At 50.4% G+C, this 26,526-nt stretch carries 29 protein-coding genes and 1 tRNA gene; 21 read left to right on the forward strand and 9 right to left on the reverse strand.

Annotated features, from left to right (window positions below):
- Nucleotides 1-85: 85 nt before the first annotated feature.
- The 3 genes from ABI361_01115 to ABI361_01125 all read left to right on the forward strand — a co-directional run bounded on the left by ABI361_01115 (nt 86) and on the right by ABI361_01125 (nt 3,289).
- Complete coding sequence (locus ABI361_01115; protein MEO9319250.1) at nt 86-1,189, forward strand: ATP-grasp domain-containing protein; 1,104 nt, start codon at nt 86-88, stop codon at nt 1,187-1,189.
- 10 nt (nt 1,190-1,199) lie between these two features.
- The gene (sucD, locus tag ABI361_01120; protein MEO9319251.1) at nt 1,200-2,129 is read left to right on the forward strand and encodes a succinate--CoA ligase subunit alpha; all 930 of its coding nucleotides are present in this window, start codon (nt 1,200-1,202) and stop codon (nt 2,127-2,129) included.
- Between the two features lie 314 nt (nt 2,130-2,443).
- Entirely contained in the window at nt 2,444-3,289 is an 846-nt protein-coding gene (locus ABI361_01125; GenBank protein MEO9319252.1) for a hypothetical protein, read from the forward strand.
- Here the strand turns inward: ABI361_01125 and ABI361_01130 are convergent.
- Entirely contained in the window at nt 3,270-4,484 is a 1,215-nt protein-coding gene (locus tag ABI361_01130) for a glycosyltransferase (protein ID MEO9319253.1), read from the reverse strand. The genes ABI361_01125 and ABI361_01130 overlap by 20 nt on opposite strands.
- A 138-nt stretch (nt 4,485-4,622) precedes the next feature.
- Here ABI361_01130 and ABI361_01135 point away from each other — a divergent pair, with 138 nt between their 5' ends.
- Entirely contained in the window at nt 4,623-5,672 is a 1,050-nt protein-coding gene (locus tag ABI361_01135) for a hypothetical protein (protein MEO9319254.1), read from the forward strand.
- Between the two features lie 94 nt (nt 5,673-5,766).
- Here ABI361_01135 and ABI361_01140 read toward each other — a convergent pair whose 3' ends face one another.
- The gene (locus tag ABI361_01140; GenBank protein ID MEO9319255.1) at nt 5,767-5,961 is read right to left on the reverse strand and encodes a hypothetical protein; all 195 of its coding nucleotides are present in this window, start codon (nt 5,959-5,961) and stop codon (nt 5,767-5,769) included.
- A gap of 238 nt (nt 5,962-6,199) precedes the next feature.
- On the opposite strand from ABI361_01140, the gene ABI361_01145 reads away from it, so the two are divergent.
- Complete coding sequence (locus tag ABI361_01145) at nt 6,200-6,490, forward strand: UPF0147 family protein (GenBank protein MEO9319256.1); 291 nt, start codon at nt 6,200-6,202, stop codon at nt 6,488-6,490.
- Between the two features lie 247 nt (nt 6,491-6,737).
- On the opposite strand, the gene ABI361_01150 is transcribed toward ABI361_01145, so the two are convergent.
- The 3 genes from ABI361_01150 to ABI361_01160 all read right to left on the reverse strand — a co-directional run bounded on the left by ABI361_01150 (nt 6,738) and on the right by ABI361_01160 (nt 10,567).
- Nucleotides 6,738-8,804 (reverse strand): beta-CASP ribonuclease aCPSF1, encoded by a 2,067-nt coding sequence (locus ABI361_01150; protein MEO9319257.1) that lies wholly within the window; start codon nt 8,802-8,804, stop codon nt 6,738-6,740.
- A 162-nt stretch (nt 8,805-8,966) separates the two neighbouring features.
- Nucleotides 8,967-10,193 (reverse strand): site-2 protease family protein, encoded by a 1,227-nt coding sequence (locus ABI361_01155; protein ID MEO9319258.1) that lies wholly within the window; start codon nt 10,191-10,193, stop codon nt 8,967-8,969.
- 53 nt (nt 10,194-10,246) lie between these two features.
- Complete coding sequence (locus ABI361_01160) at nt 10,247-10,567, reverse strand: hypothetical protein (GenBank protein MEO9319259.1); 321 nt, start codon at nt 10,565-10,567, stop codon at nt 10,247-10,249.
- A 120-nt stretch (nt 10,568-10,687) separates the two neighbouring features.
- On the opposite strand from ABI361_01160, the gene ABI361_01165 reads away from it, so the two are divergent.
- Together ABI361_01165 and ABI361_01170 are read left to right on the forward strand one after the other, a co-directional pair.
- On the forward strand, nt 10,688-11,638 hold the full coding sequence (locus tag ABI361_01165) for an ABC transporter ATP-binding protein (GenBank protein ID MEO9319260.1): 951 nt from the start codon (nt 10,688-10,690) through the stop codon (nt 11,636-11,638).
- Nucleotides 11,631-12,389 carry an ABC transporter permease gene (locus ABI361_01170; protein ID MEO9319261.1) on the forward strand — a complete coding sequence of 253 codons (759 nt, stop codon included), beginning with the start codon at nt 11,631-11,633 and terminating at the stop codon, nt 12,387-12,389. Before ABI361_01165 ends, ABI361_01170 begins: the two co-directional genes overlap by 8 nt.
- Here the strand turns inward: ABI361_01170 and ABI361_01175 are convergent.
- A tRNA-Thr gene (locus tag ABI361_01175) sits at nt 12,390-12,480 on the reverse strand.
- Between the two features lie 147 nt (nt 12,481-12,627).
- Between ABI361_01175 and purS the strand changes: the two genes are divergently transcribed.
- Nucleotides 12,628-12,903: a phosphoribosylformylglycinamidine synthase subunit PurS gene (purS, locus tag ABI361_01180; protein ID MEO9319262.1), complete on the forward strand. Its 276-nt coding sequence runs from the start codon at nt 12,628-12,630 to the stop codon at nt 12,901-12,903.
- Nucleotides 12,904-12,936: 33 nt separating this feature from the next.
- Here purS and ABI361_01185 read toward each other — a convergent pair whose 3' ends face one another.
- Entirely contained in the window at nt 12,937-13,392 is a 456-nt protein-coding gene (locus ABI361_01185) for a CBS domain-containing protein (GenBank protein ID MEO9319263.1), read from the reverse strand.
- A 140-nt stretch (nt 13,393-13,532) separates the two neighbouring features.
- Here ABI361_01185 and purQ point away from each other — a divergent pair, with 140 nt between their 5' ends.
- From purQ to ABI361_01225, 8 genes are all read left to right on the forward strand, one after another.
- Complete coding sequence (gene purQ / locus ABI361_01190) at nt 13,533-14,222, forward strand: phosphoribosylformylglycinamidine synthase subunit PurQ (GenBank protein MEO9319264.1); 690 nt, start codon at nt 13,533-13,535, stop codon at nt 14,220-14,222.
- Between the two features lie 2 nt (nt 14,223-14,224).
- Entirely contained in the window at nt 14,225-16,393 is a 2,169-nt protein-coding gene (purL, locus tag ABI361_01195) for a phosphoribosylformylglycinamidine synthase subunit PurL (GenBank protein MEO9319265.1), read from the forward strand.
- A 153-nt stretch (nt 16,394-16,546) separates the two neighbouring features.
- Entirely contained in the window at nt 16,547-17,983 is a 1,437-nt protein-coding gene (gene purF / locus ABI361_01200; protein ID MEO9319266.1) for an amidophosphoribosyltransferase, read from the forward strand.
- Nucleotides 17,984-18,036: 53 nt separating this feature from the next.
- The gene (locus ABI361_01205) at nt 18,037-18,408 is read left to right on the forward strand and encodes a hypothetical protein (protein ID MEO9319267.1); all 372 of its coding nucleotides are present in this window, start codon (nt 18,037-18,039) and stop codon (nt 18,406-18,408) included.
- A gap of 148 nt (nt 18,409-18,556) precedes the next feature.
- Complete coding sequence (locus tag ABI361_01210; protein MEO9319268.1) at nt 18,557-18,985, forward strand: CoA-binding protein; 429 nt, start codon at nt 18,557-18,559, stop codon at nt 18,983-18,985.
- A 51-nt stretch (nt 18,986-19,036) separates the two neighbouring features.
- On the forward strand, nt 19,037-19,384 hold the full coding sequence (locus ABI361_01215; GenBank protein MEO9319269.1) for a hypothetical protein: 348 nt from the start codon (nt 19,037-19,039) through the stop codon (nt 19,382-19,384).
- A gap of 120 nt (nt 19,385-19,504) precedes the next feature.
- The gene (locus ABI361_01220) at nt 19,505-20,716 is read left to right on the forward strand and encodes a redox-regulated ATPase YchF (GenBank protein ID MEO9319270.1); all 1,212 of its coding nucleotides are present in this window, start codon (nt 19,505-19,507) and stop codon (nt 20,714-20,716) included.
- Nucleotides 20,717-20,810: 94 nt separating this feature from the next.
- Nucleotides 20,811-20,981 (forward strand): hypothetical protein, encoded by a 171-nt coding sequence (locus ABI361_01225; GenBank protein ID MEO9319271.1) that lies wholly within the window; start codon nt 20,811-20,813, stop codon nt 20,979-20,981.
- 7 nt (nt 20,982-20,988) lie between these two features.
- Here the strand turns inward: ABI361_01225 and ABI361_01230 are convergent, their stop codons facing one another.
- Nucleotides 20,989-21,255 (reverse strand): winged helix-turn-helix domain-containing protein, encoded by a 267-nt coding sequence (locus ABI361_01230; protein ID MEO9319272.1) that lies wholly within the window; start codon nt 21,253-21,255, stop codon nt 20,989-20,991.
- A gap of 140 nt (nt 21,256-21,395) precedes the next feature.
- Between ABI361_01230 and ABI361_01235 the strand changes: the two genes are divergently transcribed.
- The gene (locus tag ABI361_01235; protein MEO9319273.1) at nt 21,396-22,409 is read left to right on the forward strand and encodes a biotin--[acetyl-CoA-carboxylase] ligase; all 1,014 of its coding nucleotides are present in this window, start codon (nt 21,396-21,398) and stop codon (nt 22,407-22,409) included.
- Here the strand turns inward: ABI361_01235 and ABI361_01240 are convergent.
- Nucleotides 22,381-23,853, reverse strand: a complete 1,473-nt coding sequence (locus tag ABI361_01240; protein ID MEO9319274.1) for a DUF4147 domain-containing protein — start codon at nt 23,851-23,853, stop codon at nt 22,381-22,383. The two genes, ABI361_01235 and ABI361_01240, sit on opposite strands and share 29 nt — an antisense overlap.
- A gap of 345 nt (nt 23,854-24,198) precedes the next feature.
- Here ABI361_01240 and ABI361_01245 point away from each other — a divergent pair, with 345 nt between their 5' ends.
- The 4 genes from ABI361_01245 (at nt 24,199) to ABI361_01260 (ending at nt 26,498) form a co-directional block, all read left to right on the forward strand.
- A complete protein-coding gene (locus ABI361_01245) occupies nt 24,199-24,552 on the forward strand; it encodes a hypothetical protein (GenBank protein MEO9319275.1) in 354 nt (117 codons plus the stop codon).
- A gap of 124 nt (nt 24,553-24,676) precedes the next feature.
- Complete coding sequence (locus ABI361_01250; GenBank protein MEO9319276.1) at nt 24,677-25,093, forward strand: DUF2203 domain-containing protein; 417 nt, start codon at nt 24,677-24,679, stop codon at nt 25,091-25,093.
- Nucleotides 25,094-25,186: 93 nt separating this feature from the next.
- Nucleotides 25,187-25,465, forward strand: coding sequence for a hypothetical protein (locus ABI361_01255; protein ID MEO9319277.1), 279 nt, complete (start codon nt 25,187-25,189; stop codon nt 25,463-25,465).
- 151 nt (nt 25,466-25,616) lie between these two features.
- Nucleotides 25,617-26,498, forward strand: a complete 882-nt coding sequence (locus tag ABI361_01260; protein MEO9319278.1) for a prenyltransferase — start codon at nt 25,617-25,619, stop codon at nt 26,496-26,498.
- Nucleotides 26,499-26,526: the final 28 nt, after the last annotated feature.

Genomic DNA, 26,526 nt, shown 5'->3' on the forward strand with positions numbered 1-26,526 from the left:
CTACCCATTATCCGGTCCTTATTATGGATGAATTACTGATATGAATTATAAATAACCGGGAACAGTCTTTCGATACTGAATATTTATGAGACTGCTAGAGTATCAAGGGAAGGAACTCTTTAGCCAATATGGAATTAGAGTCCCCCGATCTTACCTTGCGAATTCATACGATGAGGCCAAAATAGGTGCTTCGAAATTAGGATTTCCGCTCGTACTGAAATCACAGTTGACCGTCGGCGGCCGCGGCAAGGCAGGCGCGATAGTCAAGTGCAAGAGCGAGCCGGATATGGCGACAAAATTCCAGGAGCTCCTTCACAAGGAGGTCAAAGGTGAGCTGCCGCGAGGCATACTGCTGGAGGAGATGGCGGAAATCAAAAGGGAGCTTTACGTTTCACTCTTTCTCAACAGGTCCAAGCGATGCTACTCGTTGATTGCGTCGGCTGAGGGAGGCGTCGAAATTGAGAGCACCGAAAACAAAGTGGTTATCGATGTCCCGATAGACGGCCTTACCCACGAAATCGCAGAAAATACCTCGTCCTCGCTGGGGCTGAAGGGACAAGAGTCAATAGCGTTCATAGACATGATAATGAAGCTCTCGAAACTGGCCACTGAAAAGGAGGCGGAACTTGCGGAAATTAACCCGGTGGCTGTCCTAGGCGACGGTTCGATGATAGCGCTAGACGCCAAGGTGATAATCGATGACAACTCGATGTTCCGGCACCCAGAGCTGAGAAAGTACGAGCATGTCAACGCACTCGAAAAGCAGGCCGAGCTGAGCGGCTTTTCGCTCGTCGAGCTTGGCGGAAATATTGCCATTATTGGAAACGGGGCGGGGCTTGTGATGTCGACCTTGGACATGGTGGCCGACGCCGGTGGGCAGGCTGGTGCATTCCTTGACTTTGGAGGCCGTGCCACAACCGAGACCATCTATGAGGCGCTAAAAGTGATTAGTCAGATAAACCACGTTAAGGTCATACTCGTAAACCTTTTTGGTGGCATAGTAAAGACAAGTCTCGTCGCCCAGGCAATACTTGATGCTTACAAGAATAACCTTCTAAACGTGCCGGTCTTTGCACGAATATCCGGCGCGGAATCTGAAAGAGCCAAGGAGATGCTTCAGGGAAGTAGGGCCCAACTCTATAATACGGTCGACGAAGCCATAACCGCCGCGGTGGCGTCCGCAAAGTAGGTGAATTGCAATGACAGAAACCATGGAAAAATCATTCGATATCTTTGACATCTTGGTGGGCTCGGAGAACGACGCGGACTTTGGAAAAAAGCCGGTAATAATCCAGGGAATTACAGGAAGTTACGGGTCCACCCACACCAGGTTGATGAAAGCTTACGGGACGAACGTGGTTGCTGGGGTTACACCTGGGAAGGGCGGACAGGACTTTGAGGGCGTACCTGTCTTTAACAGCGTCGCTGACGCAGTCAAACAGTCTAGAGCTCAAATATCCGGGATATTTGTCCCCGCGCCATACTTTTTGGCAGCTGCAAAGGAGGCACTCGAAGCTGGCATTAAACTTCTAGTTGCGATTCCCGAGCACGTCCCGATCCGTGACTCGATTATCGTGCTTGAGCTGGCCCGACAAAAGGGTGCCCGCATGGTGGGACCAAATACACCCGGCGTTATCGTGCCGGGAACAATGAAAGTGGGTATCATGCCCGCCCAGCCCTTCAAGCCTGGAAGCACTGTGGTTTTCTCCCGCAGCGGAACGCTGATGTATGAGGTTTCTTACAACCTGACAAACAACGGGTTTGGGCAGAAGCTGTGCCTTGGAATTGGCGGAGATCCGATAAACGGCACGAACCTGATTGAAGCATTTGACCTTGTGCGCGACAGAAAGGACGTTGAGTCTGTTGTAGTAGTGGGTGAGATTGGCGGAGACGCAGAGGAGCAACTAGCCGAGTATATCGTTCGAACGGGTTTTGAAAAGCCTGTGGTGGCCTATGTCGCGGGTCGAGCCGCACCAAAAGAGAAGCGCATGGGCCACGCTGGAGCGATCGTCTATGGAAACTATGGTTCCGCAGATTCCAAGGTGGCTAGCTATGGCAAGGCAGGCGTCCCGGTTGCAAAGAAGCCTGGCGAGGTTCCACAATTACTCCGCCAAAAGTTGCGAAAGTGAGCCGAGCGTTGCGGCACTTTCCAACCCGAGAGAAGGCAAGTAGCGTTCAGTTGTAAAAGTGAAACGCCAAGCCCCGCAAATTCTTAATACAGCGTCGCCGCTCTCAGGTTCAGGTGTCATCGACTGAAAAGAGGTTCTGTGACCGGTGCATGATGCGTACGGTACACGTAATCAACGAGGACCCTGGTACGATATACACCTACAAACGCCGGAGACTTTACGTGTGCAAGGAATGCGGTCGGTCCAGCTACAAAAGGGGATTAAGGCCAAGCGCCGAGTCCGTATACTGACACAGCAAAAATCGGTGCCCGGGCTTGGATAACTCTTGCAGCGTTGTTTCAGAATCCGTCCTTCGCGATATAGTCCTGCTCAAGCAGGACATGAACAGCAAACACGCAGTCAGGTCGCTTTTGAGAGAGGCCCTTCCCGTGCCTTCGACACAGTTCGGAGGCTTTAGCCAACAATCTCTGGATTTGATGCACACATTCCTGAAGGAGAATCCGATTTATTTTAGGCGGCATGATACTTTTCTCGCGGGCAATCATGCGACGATTTACGAAGGCGACAGCACGAATTTTCTTTTGGACAGCAAAAGACATGACGCCAGCTACCAGCCGTTCTATTCAACCTGGATGATTTCGGCCGCCATGCTAGCCAGAACAGCATTGGAGCTAGGCTTCGGTCAGATAGTAGATATCGGCTCGGGAGACGGCAGGCTCGCATTTGCAGGTACCCTTCTTGGCATCGAGTCTTACGGAGTGGAAATTGACCCCGGTCTCGCAGAGTTACAGCGCACGATTATGGCCAAGACCGGCGTGAGGTTTCAATGCTTTAACGATGACGCCACGGTGTTTGACTACTCGAAATCGAAAATGACAACACCGATGTTCTTTATTTCCGCACTGCCGGAATCCGGAGAAATGCTTGCGGACGCGATAATTCCGAGAGTGAAAGAAGAAATGCGAAACACGAAGGCCGGAGTTTGCTTTATGGGCGCCAGTTCGATACGCGCGCTGGCAAGGGACCACTCGATGTGGGGCTGGGGAGCCATGCTGACCAAGCACGGATTGGCATGGCTGAAAACAATTAATCTTCCCACGCAATGGACGCTCGACCAGCCGACGGGGACACCATACGTCTTTACGATGACAGCGCCTTAACGACCGTGGTCAACTCGAGGCTCGCCAGGGGTTGCCGTATTTCCTGCAGTGGCCTAACCGACGTCTCGGGTTCGATGTCGTAAATCTTGCCGATTATCCCTTTTATCCTGCTTTCATACTTGTCGACAGAGAATCTTTCCGCCCGGATAGACAGGTTGTTACGTTCGGAAAGGGGAGCGCGTAGAGCCCTGTCGATCGCTTCGACCGCGGAACCGAAATCGTCAAACCAGTACCTCTGAGGGACAAATTCCGTGTGGCCCCCGATTTTGTGCACAACCGGAATCATGCCCGCGCTCATTGCCTCAACGGTTGCAATCCCAAATGGTTCCCCGGGCAAAGGGTGAAGATATACACTAGTCGTCTTCATGAGATGCACCAGCCGGCTAAATTCCACGTTGCAGCATATTTCAACAAAGTCTGCCAGATCATACTTGGAAATCAGATTTCTGATGTAATTGAAATAACCCAAGCCTGCGGCCGACAAGTTGCCAACGATCGACATACCTTCAGCTACCTTTTTCTGCTTCATGAGCGCGGCAATATGGATCGCATTTTCAAGCCTCTTTGAGGGATGGAATCTTGAAACCACCAAGACGCGGTTTAGCCTATGCGCATCAGGGTCGCTAAGGGATTGAAACGCTCTAACATCCACGGGAGGCGGAAGCACCTCTGCGTCGACCTGAAAGCGCTGCGAAAGTGCGTTCTTGCTATACTGTGAGTTGGTAATTACCTTGGAATTTTCCAGCATCTGCACGTACTCGGCCTGCAGTTTTTCCCGGTACTTTGCTTTTGCACGGGGGCTGCATACCATCATGTTGTTCCGCAGGAACCTGTCGTATTCCTTGTCTTCCGACGCAATCAGAGGGCCTGCTATCGGGAAATGACAGTAGGTTATTGAATTGGCCGGCGTCATACCATGCTTGAAGTACGGGATCATATCTCCGTGCGTATTGATGTAAAGGTCCTCTGGCAGTCGCGGGCCAAAGCCGGTTATTAGCCTCAGAGTCCTTTGTCTTGAAACCTTACTCGAAAGGTCAACCCCGGAGGAATCAAGAATCTTTTGAAAGTCCGGACGCTCAGCGGTTTCAAGTGTTAGGTTAAATCCCAAGGAATGGACTGCAACTATAGTTGCGAGCGCGAGCCGCTCGCTTCCGCCTCGAGCATTTAGGCTTGAATGTATGATCCTAGCCTGCAAAACGATATTGGTGAGGCACTATGATAATTAAAGCAAACATAACAACCTGCAATTAATTCAATGAGGTAGATTCGTGTTGAAGATTAGTCTCAACCACAGGCAGTTTATATTGAGCGGCGGTAAAGTTGGGTAGTCTAGTTGACTAGCAGCAATCTGCTCACCATGATTGCATGGCTTGTCGAGCTCGTTATTGCGAGTTACTTCCTTTCGTCTGGCGCGGAGGTCCTGTCCAAAAGATACGGAGCTCGGTTTATCGGGCGCACCCTTTTGAGCGTCGCAACCACGCTCCCTGAAATTGCGATAGTAATCTACGCGTCCTCACAGGGTTCTTATGGAACCGCCATCGGTGCGGGACTCGGCAGCAACCTGCTAATGATGACGCTAGGTCTGTCCCTTATGCTGTTTGTGGCCACAACGCGACTTTCAAAGGCTCCACTAAAGGCCATAGACGTTTCAGCTTTTAGGCTTGACAAGATATTTCTTGTGATTACAGCGGTTGCGAGCGCGGCGCTTTTCTACGACGGTTATCGTTTGGTCGACGGGATAATATTTGCCGGACTGTTTGCAGCCTACGTCATACTTGCATTTAGGGAGCAGAAAATCGAGAACAGGAAGCGCCTTGTCGCAAGCACTTCCTCCCACAATGCGTCCCATGCAAGCAGCTCATCAATTCATTCCAGTGCAGTTGATACTTCCCACCTGGTCAAAGGCTTGATCGCTTTTGTTGGAGGTACAATTGGGGTCTTTATCGGAGCCGGGCCGTTTATCCACTCTCTTCAGGGCTATGCAGTAGACATTGGTATATCTGCAGTTATCTTGTCTGTGATTATCAGCCCTATCGCCGGCGAAATGCCTGAAAAGATTTCAATGATCCTGCTTGCAAGAAAGGGCGCCGCGGGAGCCTCCATCGCAGTCGCAAATGTTCTCGGATCTAAAATCATGAACAATACTCTCCTGCTAGCCGTCGCTGTGTTCGGGGCTGTTTTGCACAGCGGGCTTTCAGGACACATTCCGAACACGCCGACACTGACATATCAAATCGCCCTGGTGACTGCGGTTACACTGATCGCGGTCGTCCCATTACTGAAGAAGGAAATTGGAATCAGGGTCGCTATTTTCCTGGCAGCCCTTTACGCGGTCAGTATAGGAATTGAATTTGCCTTGCCGCAGGACCCGAACATTCGTTAGGATATTGCGACAAAGCCGCTCTTTTTCATAAAGGGCTTGTTTGGGCGATTATGCTCTATCAGCGAGTTGAACCCTGCCACTAAAATTTCCTATCCTAATTGGTGTCGGCTTGCTCGCGCCATTCTGAGATTACCGATTTTTCGTTATCATATTTCCTTCTCGTGACGTTGCCAAGCTCAACGGCCAGCTCTGCTTTCCCGCGGTTGTGTTCCGGCGAATCTGAATGCGCCTTTGCTTGGATGTCCTCAACAGAATGGCCGCAAATGTTGCATCTCAGTACTTCGGGCAATGAAGCACTGTAAAGCCGTCGCGATTTAAAAAACCTGCCGGCCTACAGCCCGGAAATGAGTGTCCTGTCGGGGAATCGATTCAAAAGTAGCATCTTCTCACCGGCCTTAAGCATTACCTGGACTTTGGGAAGCGTTCAGTTGAGAACCATCAGCCGAACGACACAAGATCTACAAAAACATTCAAAAGCGACTGGTTTGCTAACCAACGCTCATCTTCTGGAAGGATAGATTCGGGCCATGACATCTTCAAAAAAGGAACTAAAGGAAAAGGAGAACCAGGAAAGGTTATCAAGAGCAATCGAAACTCTGGACTCGATTACAAAAAATAACGACGTGCAGAAAAGCATCAGAAACATGATGAAAGAAGTCTTGACCGCGCTACGGGACGAGAAGGGGGGGACAGTCTCAGTACGAGCTGCAAACGCCATCAGCCTTCTGGACAGTGCCACGCAAAGCCCTCAGATGCAATCGCATATCCGGACAATGCTTTGGCAGGTCGTCTCGACCTTGGAGAGCATTCGCGAGTAACGTTCCGCTAGCAGAGGACGTAAGAAAAGGGAGTAGTATGCGCTAAAGTCACTTAATGCTCGTATTTTTCACCGGCTTGACCGGTGGAGGCATTTTTTCGAGTTTGTGGCTGGGATTAGCGAGATAATGACGAGAGGCTCCTTCTCCACTCAGTACTACGTTACAATTGATACACCTATAACGTATTGCCATCTAGTATGGTAATACGTAAGCAGGACAAGGCTAAAAATGCTGTGGAACGAATGGATTATCTTAGCTTCATTATTTCGCGGTTGTCCGGCACACTCGACCTTATGTTCAGTCTTGAATAAATGGCGCTTGCCACGTTCTCAGACTTCGTACGTTCGCCGTGGTTTACAAGGACGCGCTTTGGCTTGATGCGCTGGACAAAGCCTAGGATCTGGTTAAAATCACTATGCCCCGAAAAGCCGTCTATTTTTTGCGTTTGGCACCGCACTGGGACCACTTTGAGTTTTCCAGTCTTGTCCATCATGCTGACCTCGGACATTGCGCCGTCAAGCACGCGCCGGCCAAGGGTGCCGTTTATCTGGTAGGATACGAACATTATCTTGTTTTTCGGGCTCTGGGCCATCTCCTTAAAATATTCAACGGAAGGCCCGCCTTCAAGCATACCGGAGGTGGCCATTACAATAGAGGGGTTCTCGTCGTTCAGGACATCGTCCCGTTTGCCGTACCCGTTTACCACTGTAAAATATTCTGACTGGAACGGATTTATGCCCTGCGCAACCGACTTGCGGACGTCAGCGCCGAGGTAGTGAGCGTAGGACATGTGAATGGCGCTTGCCTCTGATATCATGCCCTCGATATAGATTGGCGATTCTATCAGGCGTCCTTCCTTCATCTCTTTGGCCATGACTAGCATGATCTCTTGAGCTCTGCCGACCGCAGGAACTGGAATCAGAACCTTGCCACCTTCCTTCAGGGTATTGTTGATGGAATCGGAAAAGTTTCGATAGACTTGCGATTGCTCCGGCATGACATCACCGCTGTTTCCGTAAGTACTTTCTGTAATCAGCGTCTCCACCCTAGGATAAGTCGAAACAGCAGAGTCTAAAAGCTGGGTTTTGGCAAACTTGTAATCCCCGGAATAGAGGATATTGTGAGCCCCGGAAATATTCAGATGAACTGTAGCACTTCCCATTATGTGACCTGCATTGCTGAGCGTTATTGTGATGTCGGGCGAAATGTCAGTCGGTTTTCCGTAGGGAACTGTGATACAGTGCTTTATCACTTCGCTCACGTCGCGTGACTCGTACGGGAGGTACGTGCCGTTGCTGTTCGCAATCTTGACCGAGTCCATTTGAAGGAGCGTCATCAGCGGAAGCGTAGGCTCGGTGCAATATACAGGCCCTCTGTACCCGTACTTGAAAAGCGCGGGAAGAAAGCCCTGATGGTCGATGTGTGCGTGCCCGATTACGATGGCATCCAGATCGTCAAGGTCAAAATCCAGCCAATCAATCCTTGGGTAGGCATTCAGTCCGCTCATCTCACCCGGGTTGATGCCGCAGTCAAGCATTACCTTGCTTTCCGGAGTAACTACAACAAAGCACGACCTGCCGACCTGTTTTACGCCACCTAGACAGAAGAGCATTACCTCCTCGCGGTTAGGTGCCCACTGTCTTCCGTCTCTTGCAGTTTCAAGGACCGATGCCTGGCTAAAAGCCACAGCAGAACCCCCGTCGTACCTCTGAACATCGCCAGCACCGTTGCCCACAACAAGCGATCCCCGAAAAACTCGTTTGCCAAGCTTCTGCAGGAACTCCGACCGCTCCTTGGCCGAGGACTTTAGGGTCGAGTGGATGATGTCGATGCTGCTGGACTTGATGTGTGGAGAACGCCGGGTATGCGCTATCCAGCCCGTCGTGTCCGCTATCTTTACAATGATGTCTGCCTGGATAGCCTCGGTCTTGTCGACCTCCAGGACGACTTCACCCGTTGCGTCGTCGCAAAAAACCGCCGAAACCTGAACGTCCTTTGGCAATAGCTTGACTATTGACTGGCGAGTCTGATCCTCTCCTAATCGGACCGTGGGGTCGGTCCTGACAATGAATCTCTTTTTCAGACTTTTTGACAGTGACGAAAGAAAATACGTAAGGTCGGTGAGGGCGAATTTCGGGTTCTTCGTGTAAAGGGCGATGTTTGGACCTTCGAATCTGACGTTTGAAATCTTTGCCTCGGGAGGAATTCCCCGCATAATGAACTGCGCGACATCTTCTTCCTTCTCGGTGGTCACTCGCCCAAACTTGTCCTCGCTCCTAGAGGTCTTGTCTGATGATTCTTTTCTATTCTGCAACTTTCATTAACCAGTCAGCCATGGCACATATTTTGAGGCTGGAGATAGAATATAACAATAACCATCCGCCCCAGCAGTGCGCAGAAGCCATCAATTTATTCGCTTTTCGTCTATAAGAGCTTATCTCTCGATCCGGGCCCGCTCGATGTGGAGCAATTGCCCTCAGCGCAGAAGATAGGGTACGGCAAATGATGCAGCCAATATGCCAAGTATCGCGTATCCTACAAGCGACTTGACTGTATTGGCCATAGCTTCGGAACGCGCTCTGCTCTCTATGAAAAAGCCATAGAGCTGCCCGCCATCGAGCGGACCTATTGGTAGAGCGTTGAATATCCCGACGTTGAAGTTGATAAACCACATCCAGAAAAACAGGTTTGACAGAGGAACAAATGCTGCACCTAAGGTGGGCGAAGTGAACTTGGACGCTAGTTCAGGCGAGAACGGGGCAATCCCTTGGTTCATAGTCGGAGGAACAAGCAATCTCAAAGGGTTAGTTGTAAACAGTGACTTGTAATCATCGAGAACTTTCTGAGGAAGTTGCGACACCATGACTCCGAGTATTCCTTTGCTTGGATCCGACTCGGCCGGCAGTTGTGCATTCTTGGTGTGCTGGATACCGTTGCCGTCTACCCACTGGATCTGCACCGTCCTCCCTAGATTTTGGTGGAGGGAATCGCTGAGGTCCTGGAAGGATTGTACTTTCTGGTTGCCTACCTGCTGGATGACGGAACTGTTTGTCATCCCAAGGTTATACGCAAGTTGGTCCTTGTTAACTTGAATCACGACCACGCCATAGGTCGGTGATGCAGAATTCAGTGGTACGGGAATGAGGGTGGATGTCACGAGATACAGCCCTATAAGTGAAATGCCCGCCAGGATCATGTTATTCATAGGGCCGGCGGTGAGCACCGCGCTTTTTTGCGAAAGCTTCACCCTCTTGAGCTCCTCTCTATCGATATTCACGAAGGCGCCTACCGGAATCCCCAGGAACAGGACAATTCCTGTCGAGTCAACCCTGATATTGTAGACGCGAGCAACAATCCCGTGCCCAGCTTCGTGAATTAGCATTGTTACAACCAGGGCAATCCATCCTTCAACGAGAGGAATGTAGGGATTCAGAACAGGAATCAGAAGGTTTGCCTGCGGACCTATCGTCCTGACATCCTGCCTTACTAATGAACTTGAAAAGATTACTGCCACTGATCCGACAATAAGAAAAATTGCCATTACGGTTATCAGAGGCATCGTGTAAATGTTGAACTTGGCATACGCGTGAGCTATAGGCGACTTTGCAACCCTGTCAAAGAACTTGAGGCCATATGGGGTGTGAACCAAGAAGATTATGTTCTTGATCGACTGAACCCTGACCTGTCCTTTTTGTGGCAGCAATTTCCCCTTAATACTCCTCTTTCTTTGTTTTAAATCATTCTGCGATAACTGTTCTAAATTCCAGTGCCTTCAACTTTCTGGATCTCGATTGAGACTTTGTCACCGACTTTTATCCCCATGTCTTGGTACTCTCTCATGCTCAGTTTTATCGTTGGCGAGTCGGTCATACCGCCGCCAAATCCCGGAATAGTGGCCATGATTTTTGGAAAATTCTTGGTGAGGTCCTCAAGGGAATTGAAGCCCGCGACGCCTGAGCCGAAGGGATTAACGGGTCTGTCTGGCTTGTACTCCTTGGGATCGTTAAATGTCACGTAAACATACGGCGATTGATCTGGAGATGCCTCTATCCGTGAAACAATGAACTCTCTTCTCATCTGTGCATTAAATCAGTCGCAAGGGGCTTATTTGTATATCGTCGAGGTCTACTGATGTTTCGACGGGCGGTCCGGCTAGCCTCGCAGGAATAATTCCAAGCCAGCCTCCAAACAGTCTAATTGGAGATTTGCAACTTTCAGTCCGTGGTCTGGGCCATAAATGCTGAAGCGGTCTCCAAACTTTACGGGGCCGGGGGAAAGCCTGCCCTTGACGGCGTCTCGCTCAAGGTTGAGCGCGGCAAGGTTTTCACGCTGCTCGGCCGAAATGGCGCAGGCAAGACCACGTTTGTGAGGATATGTGCGACGCAGCTGATGCCTACAAAAGGGACAGTAGATGTTCTGGGCTACGACGTTGTCAAGGAGGCGAAAAAGGTGCGTGAGCTTGTATCAATAGTTCCCCAGGAAGGCAGACCCTTGCGAGCACTTACACCTTGGGATCACGTCTACAACTGGCTCAAAATCAGGGGGATGGGGTCAGCGGAGGCACGCGAAAGAGCCGAATCAATCCTGAAGAGGTTGGAGCTTTACGAATCAAAAGACAAGCCGGCAATGAACCTCTCAGGCGGCATGAAGCAAAAGATACTGGTGTCGATGGCAATGGCCGTTGACGCCCAGATTCTCTTCCTTGACGAGCCAACTATAGGTCTCGATCCTGTCTCCCGCAGGCAGGTATGGGCGGCGATTAACAACTGGAAGAAAGAAGGGGGCTCCGTATTTCTTACGACTCACTACATGGACGAAGCAGAAATGCTTTCTGACCACATTGCGATAGTTGACAGGGGGCGGGTTGTCGCAAACGGCACCCTTGCAGATCTCCGAAAGACCATCCCACACAACACGCGCATCGATATTTCCAAAGACGGGATCAGCCAAGAGGCGCTGAAGGAGTACGGCTCGGTTGTCGATGTCGGCACGGGTGTCCTTAGGATCTTTGCTTTCGAGTCTGCGGCCAGGGAGATATCTGAACTGGCTATCAAGAGGAATCTGCGAATCAACATTTCGCCCGTTACGCTTGACGACGTCTTTGTTTCCCTTGTGGGATCGATGGAGGATCAAAACGGCAATGATTGAACGACCTCACTCGGCAATCCTTCCAATAAAACAGGCGCTGATTATCGCGCACATGACCGGCGTGCTATGGCTTCAGCGAAATCCAGTATCGCTCTTTTTCACGGCAATTAGCCCTTTCTCTCTTCTGTTCGTGCTGTTTGTTGTAAGCAACGGCCAATTTGTGCATTATGCGGTCGGAGGAAGCTTGGTAATGGCACTCGTAGGCTATGGCTTGTCGCTAGGTCAGGATATTTCTTTTTACAAGACAGAATACAAAATTCAAGACATCTTTGTCGCGTCCGAAGTCTCTCCACTGACCTACATGCTTGGACTTGCGCTCTCTGAGCTGCTGTTCGGCTTGCCTGCCCTTCTGGTACTTGCAGGGCTGGTTGTCTACTTCAGCGCTTCAATTGCCGGCATACCTCTGCTGATCGCGACCATCTTGTTAGTTTGGGGCTCGATGTCTGCGATGGGATTCTTTCTGTCTTCCCATATGCTTCACATGCGGAACGCAACGCAGGTCATCTCATTTGTCAATGTCGTTGTTGCCGTACTTCCTCCTGTATTTTATTCGATCAACTCAGTGCCCGAAATATTGAGGCCCCTTGCGTATGCAGTCCCTACTACACATGCTTCACTCATAATTCAGATGATCATGGGTCGCCCCGTTCCTTCAGAGTGGTCACCGTTATGGGGCATTGCAGTCCAGCTTGCGTATCTGATTGGATTCGTAGCCTTGGCCAAGACAAAAGCAATCTGGAGAGAGATGTAAAGGTCATGGTGGGATTCGGACCCACGACCTGCTGATTTCCTGATTAAGGTTATACAAGTCAGCCGCTCTGACCAGGCTGAGCTACATGACCTCGAGCAGAATCTTTCCGGCAGCATAATTAATCCTTTTGGGAAGACGGCAACTAGGGATTCTGATCCGGGAAGACCGCCAGTCATCCGGCCCCCTGAAAGTCAGGCCTCTCTGAACGTTTTTATCCAGCACAGGTCGCCGGTTCGGCATGGCTCGACCAAGCTTTCGGGTTCAGGTCGTAATTCAGAATAAACCATACCTAAGCGATCCCGAAGGTGAGACAATTCACAAGAACCTGATAATAAAGGGCGGATACACTTCTGTCAAGTCGGTCAGGAGTGCGAAGTTACTAGAGCTTGTGATCAGTTCGTCTTCAGAGAGCGAAGCAAAGGAGAAGGTCTCTGAGCTTTGTGAAGAACTGCGGATTTTCAACCCAGTTGTCAGCACCTGCAAGGTCACAGTGACAGGCAAGGTCAAGAACTAAGCTTGCCTGGCACCGATGAGGACCTGCGGGAATCTACTTGTCGTGGCTCATAGCCGCAACTACGCTGTCAAAGCCTTCTGAATCATGAATCGCACCCTCCAGAAGCAACGTAGTGCGAAGGTGCTTTGCCAGGTCGGTTACCGTAATAATGCCCACAATTTTGCCAGCTTCGATTATCGGGAGCCTTCTGATTTTGTGGTTTATCATTCGCTGGACGGCAACTTCGATGGGCGTTTCGGGGTCTGCAGTGGTGAGGACCGACGACATTATTTCTGAAACCTTTACTTTGGTCACGTCTTGCTCCTGAGCGCAAATTTTCTTTACAAAGTCACGCTCTGTGACTATACCAATGGGAGTGTCATCTTTTGCTACAAAGAGAGAACTAATTCCCTTTTCGGCCATGACTCGAGCGGCGTCAAACGCAGTCTTGGACTCGTCAATTGTGACTATCTCCTTGGTCATAATGTCGCGAACGACACCTGCAGCCATCGGTACCCCATGCCAGAATTAAGATAAAAACTTTGTAACGACGTCGGTTTCATGTAATATGCAGTTTCACTTCTAGGCCGGGCGCTTTGCCCCTGCGAACAAGATATTAATAAGACTTGGGAGGACTTTGGCTTGAACCGATGAAAATTGGCATCGCGGTATTTCCGGGAAGTAACTGCGACCGCGACGTCCATCACGTGCTAAATAAGGTAGTCGGGGTAAATGCCGAATTTGTTTGGCACACGCAGGAATCGCTTGCAGGATATGACGCTTTTATCATTCCGGGCGGATTTGCATACGGCGACCGGCTTCGTGCAGGCGTAATAGCTGCACACAGCCCCATCATGACTTCAATTAAGAAACTCGCCAAAGACGGGGTTCCTGTGCTTGGAATCTGCAATGGATTTCAAATTCTGGTTGAAGCCGGGCTGCTCCCCGGCGCGCTTATGATGAATTCTAATTTGCGGTTTGTTTGTGGCTGGACCAAGGTTCAGGTCGAAAACACGAAAACTCCTTTCACGTCTGCATTTGCGCCCAGACAGCAGTTTCCAATTCCCATCGCTCATGGAGAAGGCAGGTACGTTGTCGATACGTCGACTCTTCAACGGCTCAAACGCAAAAATCAGGTGGTACTCAGGTACGTAAACGCTGATCCGAATGGCTCGACAGATCTCATCGCTGCTGTCTGTAATGAAGAAACTAATGTAGTAGGCATGATGCCGCACCCCGAGCGTTCAAGCGAGTCTATTCTCTCGCCTAGCAAGTCCACCGATCCAGCGCTCATCTTCCGATCACTCTGTTCTAACCTATTGCCTGAGGTGCAGGGGTAGCCGTGACGCTGACGCACGCGGAGATGCAGGCTTTAGAGGAAAGATTGGGCAGGCCGGCAAACAATGTCGAACTTGAAATAGTCGGAGCGGAATGGTCGGAGCACTGCTCATACAAATCGTCAAAAAAGCAGCTGCGGCGACTTCCAACATCGGGCAGCAACGTCCTCATCGGTCCCGGGTACGACGCAGGCGTCCTTGACGTTGGAAACGGCTACGTGATAACGGTCCATATAGAGAGCCATAATCACCCTTCGGCAATCGAGCCCTTCGGGGGAGCCGCTACCGGAGTAGGCGGAGTCCTTCGGGACATCATGTCAATGGGCACCCGGCCCATAGCACTGCTAAACGCGCTGCGCTTCGGCCAGATTACTGACGACGTTGCCGACAATCGTTCCAAGGCCAAATGGCTTTTCCGTAATGTGGTCAGGGGCATTGCCGACTATGGGAATTGTATGGGCATACCGACTGTGGGAGGCGAAGTGGAATTCGACATATCGTTTTCGGACTATTGCCTGGTAGATGTCGCAGCCATCGGTTTTGGAAAAAAGGAAGAACTGATTCGTAACGGAGCGGCTGAGGGTGACCTGTTGATTCTGGCTGGGGGATCAACGGGAAGAGATGGGATACACGGGGCGTCCTTTGCGTCAAAGAATCTGGAAGAGGAAAACCGCTCGGCAGTCCAGATTCCTGACCCTTTTCTTGAAAAACTCGTATTGGAAGCCACTATGGAGGCAGTCTCTCTTGGTATTATCAAAACCTGCAAAGACCTTGGCGGCGGCGGCCTTGCATGCTGCCTCTCTGAGACCTCGGACTCTGTTGGTCTGGGCTTTGAGGTGGATTTGGAAAACGTCCACACGAGGGAAGCAGGAATGTCGCCCGCAGAGCTCATGATCTCAGAATCACAGGAGAGGATGTTGTTTATCATTGCCCCCAAATCCCTGGAGTCTCTGAAGAGGATTTTTCGAAAGTATGAACTAAAGCACTCCGTTATCGGCGCGGTGGCAAGCCATAAAGATCTAGTGGTGAGGTACAATGGAATCATTGTCGCAAGGATGCCATCGTCTGTAGTGGCGCACGCCCCCCTGCTTGACAGGCCATCAAGTGTTCCTGCCAAGTTTGTAAATTCATCTCGCGGTGTGCCGGGCCAGCCATCGGACTTGTCAAAACCGCTCTTATCACTCTTGGGCTCACTCTCAATTTCCAGCAAAAAATGGGTTTACAATCAGTTCGACAACGAGGTGGGTCTCAGAACGGTCCTCAAACCTGGCCAGTCCGATGCATCGGTACTGAGGCTTGATAATGGCAAACTCCTCGCGGTGAAGCTGGACGGAAACTCGAAGCATTGCTTCCTTGATCCTTACATTGGGACTATGGGCTGCCTTTCTGAGGGTTGCAGGAACGTAATTTGCACCGGCGCCGAACCTATAGGCGTCGTGGATCATCTCCAATTTGCGAATCCGGAAGACTCGGAAATTTTCTGGTCATTTACCCGAGCAGTCGACGCAATTGTCGAGTTCTGCAATTTTACCAAGATTCCCGTGGTTGGGGGGAAGGTGAGCCTGTACAATGAAACTCACTCGGGCCCTATCAAGCCGTCACCGGTCATAGGAACGCTGGGTCTAATCTCCGATCCGAGTTTTGTCACCAGCTCCGGCCTAAAGTCAGGGGATGTGGTCTTTTTGATAGGCGAAACTCTACCGGAGATGGGGGGTTCGGAATATTACGAGTCATATCACAAGTTTACGGGAGGAAATGTACCGGCAGTTGACCTCTACAAGGACCGCCGGAATGGAGCCGCGGTCAAATCGCTCATAGAGGGGCGCCTTATCAACTCCGCTCATGACTGTTCCAAAGGGGGTCTGGCAGTCGCCCTTTGCGAAATGGCGATCCAAGGATGCACAGGGATCAGCGCAGAGCTGGATACCGTGGCCGTCCACACTGAGAAACCTGATGAGTTGTTTTTTTCCGAGTCAAATTCTCGCTATCTGGTAGGAACGTCCGAGCCGCAAGAGGTAAGGAGGATTCTTGAAGATTCGGGACTGGCGTTTGCAGAGCTGGGAACGGCCTCCGGCAAGCACATCCGGCTTCAGCTCAGAGGCAATGAGATAACTAGTATTTCATTGTCAAGGGCTCAGAAGGCTTATGACTCGCTAGAAAAACTTGTTTCTTGAGCTGGAGGATATGTTTTTTATGTCATCCGTCTACTTAGCTTTGGAGAAGCGCGAATAATGAGTCCGTATATTTTTCTCCGCATGCTAAAATTCTCAAACCTGTTCAATGCATTCTGCTCAAACCCCTCTCTGCACTTCGGGAGAAGATGATTCTTGGTTCATGAAAATTGCGGCGTGGTGGGAGCGTTTTCCCGAACGGGGCAGAATGTTGTCCCGCTAGTCATTGACATGCTCCGGGCCTTGCAGCACAGGGGGCAGGAGGCCTGGGGCTTTGCCGTGCCGGGCAAGCAGCCATTCAAAAAGTTGGGACTTGTTTCTCAGCATGCGAGCGAGTTTCCAAGCATCGTTAAGCGATTTAGGTCCCATGCCGCGATAGGCCATGTTCGCTACTCGACTTTCGGGAGAAGTTCAATTGACAATGCCCAACCCCTAAAAGTAAAGGATCTGTGCATTGCGCACAACGGAACCATCGCAAATGTCGAGGAGCTGTCAGGCATGGTGGGCGGTTGCACCTTTACACCGCAGACCATGAGCGACACGCTTGTTGCGGCGCAGAGACTGGTGATGCATCTTACGGCAAAGCCAGACATGGCTGAGGCGATCAACATCCTGAAAGGCGAAATGATCGGCTCATTTTGTTTTACCTTTTTGACTGATGAAGCATCAGTTTATGCGGCCCGAGACACAAGAGGCTTCAGACCGCTGGTGCTTGGATACCATAAAGAAACAGATTCGTTTATGGTTGCTTCCGAATCTTGCGCGTTTGCGGCTATCGGCGCCCAGTTACAGCGTGATGTCGAGCCCGGGGAATTGTTGAAGCTAAACGACAACGGTGTCGAGAGCCGAAAATTCGCCATCGAGAAACAGCACGCCCACTGTGCTTTTGAATATACCTACTTCGCGCATCCCTCCAGCATAATGGAAGGCATAAGCATTTACGCTGCAAGGAAAAGAATGGGCCAGTTTCTAGCGAACAAGTTTCCCATCATGGACGCAGATGTCGTTGTTCCTGTCCCTGACTCGGCGCGTCCTGCAGCATTTGGATATGCTCAGGAACTAGGGCTTGTATTTGAAGAGGGTCTGTTGAAGAACAGATACAGCAAGAGAGGCTCCATGAGGAGTTTTATCGAACCGTACCAGGATACTAGGATCGAAATTAACCGCGAGATAATACCGATAAAACAGGTAATCGAAGGCAAACACGTCGTGGTAGTTGACGATAGCATCGTCCGAGGGACTAGTTCAGCCTCAATAATCAGAACTCTCAGGGCCGTGGGAGCGAAAAAAATCAGCCTAGTCGTGACCTATCCGCCCGTAAGGTATCCTTGCTACGCGGGAATCGACTTTCCATCCCAGGAGGAACTAATAGCGTTCCACCCTCAAAATGAATCAGAATCCAATACAGTGCTTGCCTCAAGGGTGGCGGCGGCGATCAGCGCTGATTATGTCGCATACAACGATACCAGCAACCTGGCAAGAGCGATAGGGCTGCCCGAAGACGAGCTGTGTTTTACATGCTCTACAGGCAATTACACAACACTTGGGGTCAAGCCCTCGTTCAAGTCGAGGGTAGAGATGAAGGGCGAATGACGCCTTCTACGTAAGCTTTCAACCTTAAATAATCTCAGACCTTATTGATACACGTGCGGACGACTTATATCGCGATTATCGCCGGGGGCATTGTGGCCACTGCGATATTGCTGATGGTATTATCGAACGCTCCAACCAAAGATTATTCGATAAGCGTTGATGCGCTCAAGGACAAGCAGAGTCTTTTCACCAACGCCCGGGTTCTGGTCACGAACACTGGCAGACTCCCACTGACAAATATCCTGGTCAACTATGGGAACAAGACCGAGCCTGCGGTTTCAGTGTTAAATCCGGGCGAGCAGCGGACATTCTCGCCTCCCGACGGCGTGCCTCTGGAATCCGTTACTGTCACAGCTGACCCCGGGATAAAGATCGTTCAACCTTACAGAGAACCCATAAAGCTGCCCGGCATGATAGGGTCCTGATGGGATTCAGGTCCTTTGGTACTCTATTGGCGCAGCGACTGCGCGACCAAGGACGAAGCAAATCCATTCATTGGTCAATTCAGCCGATTCGAAGAATTGCGAACACTCGAACTTTAATACGTGAGAAGACCAATTTCCGACTGGAGCAATGAGAACTGATTCACACTCGGATGAACAACTGAAGAACATCTACAAATCATACAATCGCATAGCCGTGGTTGGAATGTCAAAGAACGAGGAAAAGGCTGCTGGTTATGTCCCCCGATACCTCATGGCACAGGGCTACGCAGTTACTCCCGTGAATCCGACCGCCGACCAGATAATGGGCCACAAGTCCTTTCAAAAGGTTAGCCAGATACAGGATCGGGTAGATATTGTGGACATCTTTAGACCTTCAGACGATGTTCTTGAGGTGGTAAAGGATGCCGTGACGAAGCCCGGGATCAAACTCATCTGGATGCAAGAAGGCATCTACAACGAAGAGGCGGAAAAACTCGCCAAAAGCCACTCGATAGATGTTATTTACAACAGGTGCATGATGGCAGAGCACAAGAGGTTGTTTGCCGACCACGCTTGACTGAGATTTGATTATTAAGTTAAATCTGTGCCTAACGCAATGACCGCCGGTTTGGAAAAATCACCTCGCGACATATTCGGAGCTGCCAGGGAAGTCCTTTCGAAATCTGCAATTTCAGAAAACATGAAAATCAGATACGATGAGGAGAAAAAGGTTATCCGTATCTACGCTGAGGGCTCATCGGCGCTGGACCGTGCCTCCTCGGGGCTCTCCGAGGTGCTAGAGTTGTCTTATACGACCGCAGAGCACCACCCTTACTGGGCAGTCCTGTACCACTCCGCCGAGATCTGCAAGAGTATCCTGGACTCATGGGACGTCGAGCTTTCAAAGAGCAATATCGAGGAGATGGAATGGAGGATAGAAGAAATCAAGATGGCACTCGAAAGGGCTAAGCACTAGTGCTTATAGAGAATCAGTCAGCAAGTCGCCGTCGCGCCTGCTGATCCTGGACAGTGCTGTGACCTTGCCCCTCCAAAGCAGAGCAGAGTCTATAAATAACAAAAAGGACTCAGGGCATTCATGATAAAGATAGGACTGATAGGAAAGACAAATACCGGCAAGACTACTTTCTTTAATTCAGCGACCCTATCTTCAGCAGAAATTTCAAATTATCCGTTTACGACAAAGCAGCCAAACATTGGCAATGCTAACGCGATCTCGTTGTGCGTTCACAAAGAATTTAACGTCCAAGACCAGCCGAGAAACTCGCGATGCATTGACGGCTGGCGGTTTATTCCAATAGAACTTGTAGACCTCCCAGGACTGATAAAGGGCGCATGGGAGGGTAAGGGGCTCGGCAACCAATTCCTTTCGATTGCATCACAGTCTGATGCCCTGCTTCACATAGTAGATGCCTCTGGAAGCATCGATGCATCTGGCAAAATCGCAGAACCGGGCTCTGGTGATCCGGTTGCGGACGTCGGGGACATCGAGGAGGAGTTGGTGATGTGGTACGTGAAGCTCTTCGAGGCAAATCGTGACAAGATTTCACGAGCAATCGGGTCGGGCTCAGAGCTTGACTTGGCCATCACGGAAGTCTTTAGAGGTATAGGAGTAAAAGAATGGCATGTTCGACAAGCGTTGTCGGAAAACAAGCTCGAAGACAAGAAATTCGACGAATTTGATCAGGATCAGACAAAGAACTTTTGCTGGAGCCTGCGAGACATCTCAAAACCGACCTTGATAGTGGCAAACAAGGTGGACCTGCCCACCGCTACTGAAAATTTCAAGCGGTTGCAGGAGGAGTACCGTGACATGATAATAGTTCCCTCTAGTGCCGACGCAGAGCTCACGTTGAGGAGGGCGGAAAGCAAGGGCATAATACGTTATGTGCCAGGCGACGAAAGGTTCGAAATCAATGATACAACTGGCTTGAACGACAAGCAGAAATGGGCTCTTAACTTTATTCGAAAGGATATACTGGGCGAATACCTCAGAACTGGCGTGCAATTTGCAATCAACGTCGCGGTGTTTAAATTGCTAAAAATGAATGTTGTATATCCCGTCGCTGACTTGCAAAAGCTATCTGATAAGCACGGAAACGTTCTGCCTGACGTGTACCTGATGCGCTCAGGCTCAACCGTGGAGGACCTTGCTCGGGAGATCCATACTGACCTTGCAAAAGGCCTGCTGTATGCGCTTGACGGGCGTGACGGTCTCCGCCTTCCAGCAAGCTATCACCTAAAGGACAGAGACGTGCTGTCCATAGTGTCCGCGAGGAAGAAGAAATAATGGGGACAGGGGAAGGGGAGAATCGGGAATAAGTCGGGCGAACGCCGAACTTTTGTCGAAAATCCACGATATCTTGAGAAAAGAGCCTGGACGGATGTACTCAAAGGAAGAGATTCTAAATCTGCTAGCAGGACTAAACCGGGATTCGGACATCGAATCTATACTCGGCGAGCTTGAAGTAGCCAGCTCTACCAATGAAGCGCAAGCAGCTGTTTATTCAAAATGCCGGGGCGGGACAGTATATTACAAGTGGAACAAAGTCTGAGGCTACGCTATTCCCTTGAAAAAACAGCAATACTTCGAAGTGACATGTATACGGCAAGGTATTTCATACCTTTTTCCGTGGTCCGGTAAGCGATGTGCCGGTGCGACTCGTCGGAAAGCTCAGTCAGCAGCTTTTTCGACGATAAAAGCTGGATATACTGGCGCAGCTGACCAGTCGTCAGGTTTGCCTTTGTGAGCAGGCGCGTTTTTGTAATCCCGCCGTTGGCAGATTCTAGAATCGTTGCGATAATGTCCGATCTGCTGCGGTTCTTCACGGGCTCTAATCGTCGCCTGAGGTATAAATGACGTTCGAAGTGTCGGAATAGACGAGATGGTGGATCAATATTGATCATACTCGACTGCGCTACAATTACAAGAAGTTATTTACCGTTGCAAGCGTAAATGGTTTTAGCCGTTGGACAAGGCCTATGACCATTACGCGAAACTTGCCAAGGTACTCTCGGAAAACCGAGGTAAGTTTGTAACTTCAGAATTGATTTCCTCAAAAACGGGGATAGCCCGAGAGCAGCTTGCGAAGGAAATCAGCTTCCTTAGACGATATGGATACAAGATAGGCTACAGGTCCGACAATGGTTACAAACTACAAGCGGCTACTGATGAGCCTGTGCCGTGGGAGCTCGACAAGCTGCTGCGCACTCACCAGTTTGGCCGGAGCCTGCTAATTTACAAACAGGCGACGGGTTCAACCCAATCAGTCGCCAAACATCTTGCCGAGAGCAAGAACGCCCCCCACGGAACCGTGGTAATTGCAAAGCGGCAGACTTTGTCAGTGGGCAGGATGGGAAGAACTTGGTTTTCGCCAGAAGGCGGTCTTTGGCTTTCAATTGTCGTTAGACCAAAATTCAACGTTCCGGATAGCACGTTTTTGTCGCTTATGGCACCGGTTTCGATTTGCGCGGCACTTCGACAGGCCACTCTTCTGGATGTGACGCTCAAGTGGCCCAACGATCTGCTGATAGGGGGAAGAAAAGTCGCGGGAATTCTTATTGATATCAATCTGATGGGCGACGAAATCTCTTACGCCATCATAGGAATTGGGATAAACCTCAACTTTGCCTCGTCGGAGTTGATAAAAAGAATTGACCTTTCAGACTCAACCCAACCTACAACAATCCTAGACGAATCACACAAGGATACCAGTTTGCTGACCCTTGCAGCATCAGTCTTGAACCAAATGGAGAATGACTATCTGGAGCTTGAGCGCGACCTTGCATCCGAAACCAAGCCCGCCGTCTTGGAAAAATGGAAGAGTTTTGACCATACTCTCGGCAGGCGCGTCGAAGTTTCATACGGCAACAAAAAGACAAAGGGACTGGCTTTCGAAATTTCAGAGCATGGGTCCTTGATAGTAAAGCTGGGTGACGGATCCCTTCGAGAATTCAATTCAGGCACCTTGCGATTCGTGTGATCTTATTGGATTTCAAGTCAACCCTGCCGCGGGAGGGGCGGCTTGGCAACAAAATGACAGCTATATCATTGACGTTTGTCCCAGTCAGACCGGCTAACACCGTCGAACTAGTCTGTGACAACGCATCGTAGCTCCTGTGCGATTCGAGCATTCCCTGAAGGTCTACAGAATTTTTTTCCGCCGCTTGGAGGGTTTTGGCAGAAACAACGGCCCCCGCAGCGGGAGAATTACCGTCCTTTCCATCGGTGCCTACAAAGGCGCTGATTCCTGTAAAAGAGGGCCCGGCGCGGATGCAAAAAGCCAAGGCCGCCTCCTGGTTTCTGCCCCCTTTAGCCGCCCCAAAGTTGGAATGCAGCGTCACCGTGGTTTCGCCGCCTCCTACCATAGCGGCAGCCCGTCTCTGACCTGAAGCGATTGTCTGAGCTTTAAAGGCAAGCGATCTGCCAAGCTCGGCGGCTTCTCCGGTAATCCGAAACCTGTGAACCTTCTTGATTCCCGACACCTTCAAGAAGTTAATCGCTGATTCCACAGCAATTTCGTTCGAGCCGATTATGATGTTCGTGACCCTGGAAAATGCTTTGTCACCGGGCTTGGGCGTCTCGGGTATTTTTTTGTCGAGTCCAAGCTGGATGTGCCTGTTAACCGCATGCAGCCTGATGTTGTATTTTCTCAAGATTTTGCTGGCATCCAGAAAAGTGGACGGGTCCGGTTCGGTGGGTCCTGAAGCAATGTCTTGAAGCCGGTTTCCGACCACGTCTGAAATAATCAATGAGATAATTGGAACATTCTGTCTGATGTAAGAAACGAGCTGTCCCCCTTTGATTGCGGATAGATGCTTTCGTACAACGTTCATTTCCCTTATGGTCGCTCCGCTTGACAGGAGAAGTTTTGTCACTTGCTGCTTGACGGCAAGCGAAATGCCGGTTGCCGGGAGAGGCATCAATGCCGAAGCGCCACCGGATATCAAGACGATAATAAGGTCGCCCGCATCGGCCTTACGCAGAGTATCTGTTATTCTTCGGGTCCCCTGGATCCCGGCCCTGTTTGGTACTGGATGGCTAGCGTAAGTAACTTGAATCGGCCCGATGTACTTGCCCGTTGACCCCTTGGGTACCGTTATAGAGGCCTCTTCAATCCTCGTACCTAGCACATCGTACGCGCCCCGGTACATTTCGGCGGCAGCCTTGCCAGCGCCAACTATGTAGACGCGGCGGGGAAGCGGAAAAATGCGCACACAACCTCGGAGGTCGGTTATTGCTATTGATTTAGCTGTCACCCTGAGCGCAGATTTGACAAGTATTGCAGGTCTGACAGCCATGATTGCCTGCGAGACGCACCGGAGCACGATATCGGCGTCTTCTCCGTGGAAATCGTTCAATTCCGCGAGGTTCTTTATGAGTGCCCCTAGTTGGAGAGACCTACCTCCAGAGCCCACAGGCGCCATGCCCGGGGGTAAAGTCGAATGCTTGAAAAGGTTTCTGTGACAATTGGGTGAAGTGCCGAATTTTATGTTCCTGCAGCCCCGTCTGCTCTGTCACGTACACGAGGACCTAAATACTCCATGCAAACGGCAGTTGTCGAGTAATAAGCTACTTGCAGGTCGGATTAATGCCCTGAGGATTACCCGATCATTTGTGGTAAATTAGAGCCGTCATCCGCGGAGTTTTAAATTATCCGGAAACGGCAGCCCGCACTCCTTGCAGATCTTTCATTTTCAGGGAATATCAAACCGATTTTGGGAGCAAGAAGCTTAATGTTGGCAATTGGAACTAACAAACCCGATCGCTTCATGGTGAGGGATCTAAGGCTTCGTGGGAAATCCGGAACAAACGGGCTGATGTTTGTACCATATTATGGCCGCGCTCCGCGCGTATTCATTGCGAATTACAAGTCCTGGCGAGAATACCATAATGAGGGCAGGATAGCGGAAGTCGCCAGCTCGCTACTTAGCCACGAGACCCTCCACCTAACTTTGAACAAGTTCTCGCTGACGGCGTCTGAAAGGCTCGATAATTTGTTCGGTAGGTCAAATAACTGGGAGGCTTATTTCCACGGGCTGGGGGATCTGGATGAACGTTATCCCCGGTCACCGTTTCGGTCAAAGGGCAAGAATGCACGTCGTTCGTCCGCCCGCCGCCGGTGACGCAGCTGTAAGATCCATGTACAAATCTATCCGTCCTTTGTGTCCAGATATTTGCCATAGTAAACCGGGCTTTTTCAGTAAAGAGATAAATTATCTGGAAATTCTCCCGAGGTTCCGGTGACTAATGTTCGCCTTGTATACTCCTGAGAGTGCGAACAAGGCACTGCCTGATGTCAGGCGCATATTTAACAGAATAGTTGACGAGAACAAGCGGGTTATCCTGCTCCATAATGAGCTCCAGTCCATAATCGAATCGGGTAGCAAATTTGATCTGTTTCTTAAAAAGAAGGCAGAAATTAACAGCTCTATGAAGGCCCTCTACTCTGCCATCGAGGAGTTAGAAGGAAAAGGGGTGCTGATAAAGAGCATAGAGCAGGGTCTTGTCGACTTTCCATCTGTAAGGTTTGGTGAGGAAGTATGGCTATGCTGGAAATCAGGGGAAGAGTCAGTAAAATTCTGGCACGGCAAGGATGAGGGCTTTATGGGACGCAAGCCGCTTGGGAACAGCGGTTACTCTGACGACTTGGAAAAACTGCGGTAGCATAACATGCGTAGTACTTCAAACTGAACTTTGGTCGGGCCGAGCGGATATTCTATCGCTTCATATACCCGCCGCTACTATAGCTCGCATAATTTGGCTCCGCCCGTTGATGCCGCGGAATTTGACGCTCACAAGGAACCTACAGAAATCATTGTCCAGTTCCTTTGCAAGAACAGTGACAAGGGCTACTCTGCACAGGAAATTGCAGACGTCCTCGGTCTCGCCGAATCCGATGTTAGCAACTGCATGGTAAAGCTGGGTTTCAGCGACCTCGTCTCCAAAGTGACCGGGAGAAAGTTAGGCGCAAGAATTCAGGATGCGACGATCAACGGAACGATCTACTATAGATGCGTGACGACGAGCAAGAAATAACTCCTCGCCTTTTTGTACCGCAGATGCCCGACACGCCCCATCACAAATATGGGTTTCTGTTTTTGCTCCAAGACGCAATGATGGACCTTCCGCCAACTGGCGGATTAGACCGCAAAAGAAATACAAAGCATGAACAATATCGCGTAAGGAATTGCTGTCAAGCTGGCTCAGGGCAATACGGGTGCGGTTCCTTCTCGCCTCCATCATTGCCGTGGGCAACGGAATAGCGATCAGCTACTGGAAGACCGGTCACGTTGACCCTCTAAATGCAGCTCTTACGTTCGGTGGAGTAATGTGCCTTCACGCCAGCGTAGACCTGTTAAACGACTACTGGGACTATCGGCGGGGTATCGATCAGTTAACGACAAGAACCAAGTTTAGCGGAGGAACAGGGGTCCTGCCAGAAAAAATCCTGAGTCCCCGTTCAGTTTACTTGGCCGGCGTAGCCTTTCTGGTGCTTGGAGTCTTGGTAGGTGCATACTTTGTAATAATTAGAGGGCCTCTCGTAGCGATAATTCTGGCCTTTGCGGTTGTCTCTATCTACTTTTATTCCTCTAGCATCGTCAATGCTGGACTTGGTGAACTGTTTGTAGGGATAAAGGGCGCTCTAATCGTTATTGGAAGTTATTTTGTCCAGACTGGACACGTTGAGCCTGTATCAGTATTTGTTGGCGCGATTATCGGGCTGTTATCTTCCACGGTCCTGTTCATGAACTCTATACCCGATGCCAGTGCAGACAAAGCGAAGGGCCGACGCACATTGGTAATACTCGTGGGAACACAGAGGGCCACCTTATCGCTCCCCCTGTTCTTCATTCTGGTATATGTCCTCATAACGGCCGGCGTCCTGCTGGGGATTATGAAACCCTCTTCCGTAGTGGCGCTCGCATCATCCCCGATTGCCATTCTGGCCATCAAGAGACTGCGGCAGGCACGCATTGGAGACGCGGCGACTCTTGAGCCTGCAATGGCCTCGACTATCGCCTTTTCTCGTCTTACAGGGGTCCTACTGGCTGCCTCCTTTTTGATTTAACACGCTCGGACGCGACAGGCAATTCTTG

It is taken from the genome of Nitrososphaera sp., from assembly GCA_039938515.1.
In the GTDB taxonomy this organism is placed as follows: Archaea; Thermoproteota; Nitrososphaeria; order Nitrososphaerales; family Nitrososphaeraceae; genus Nitrososphaera.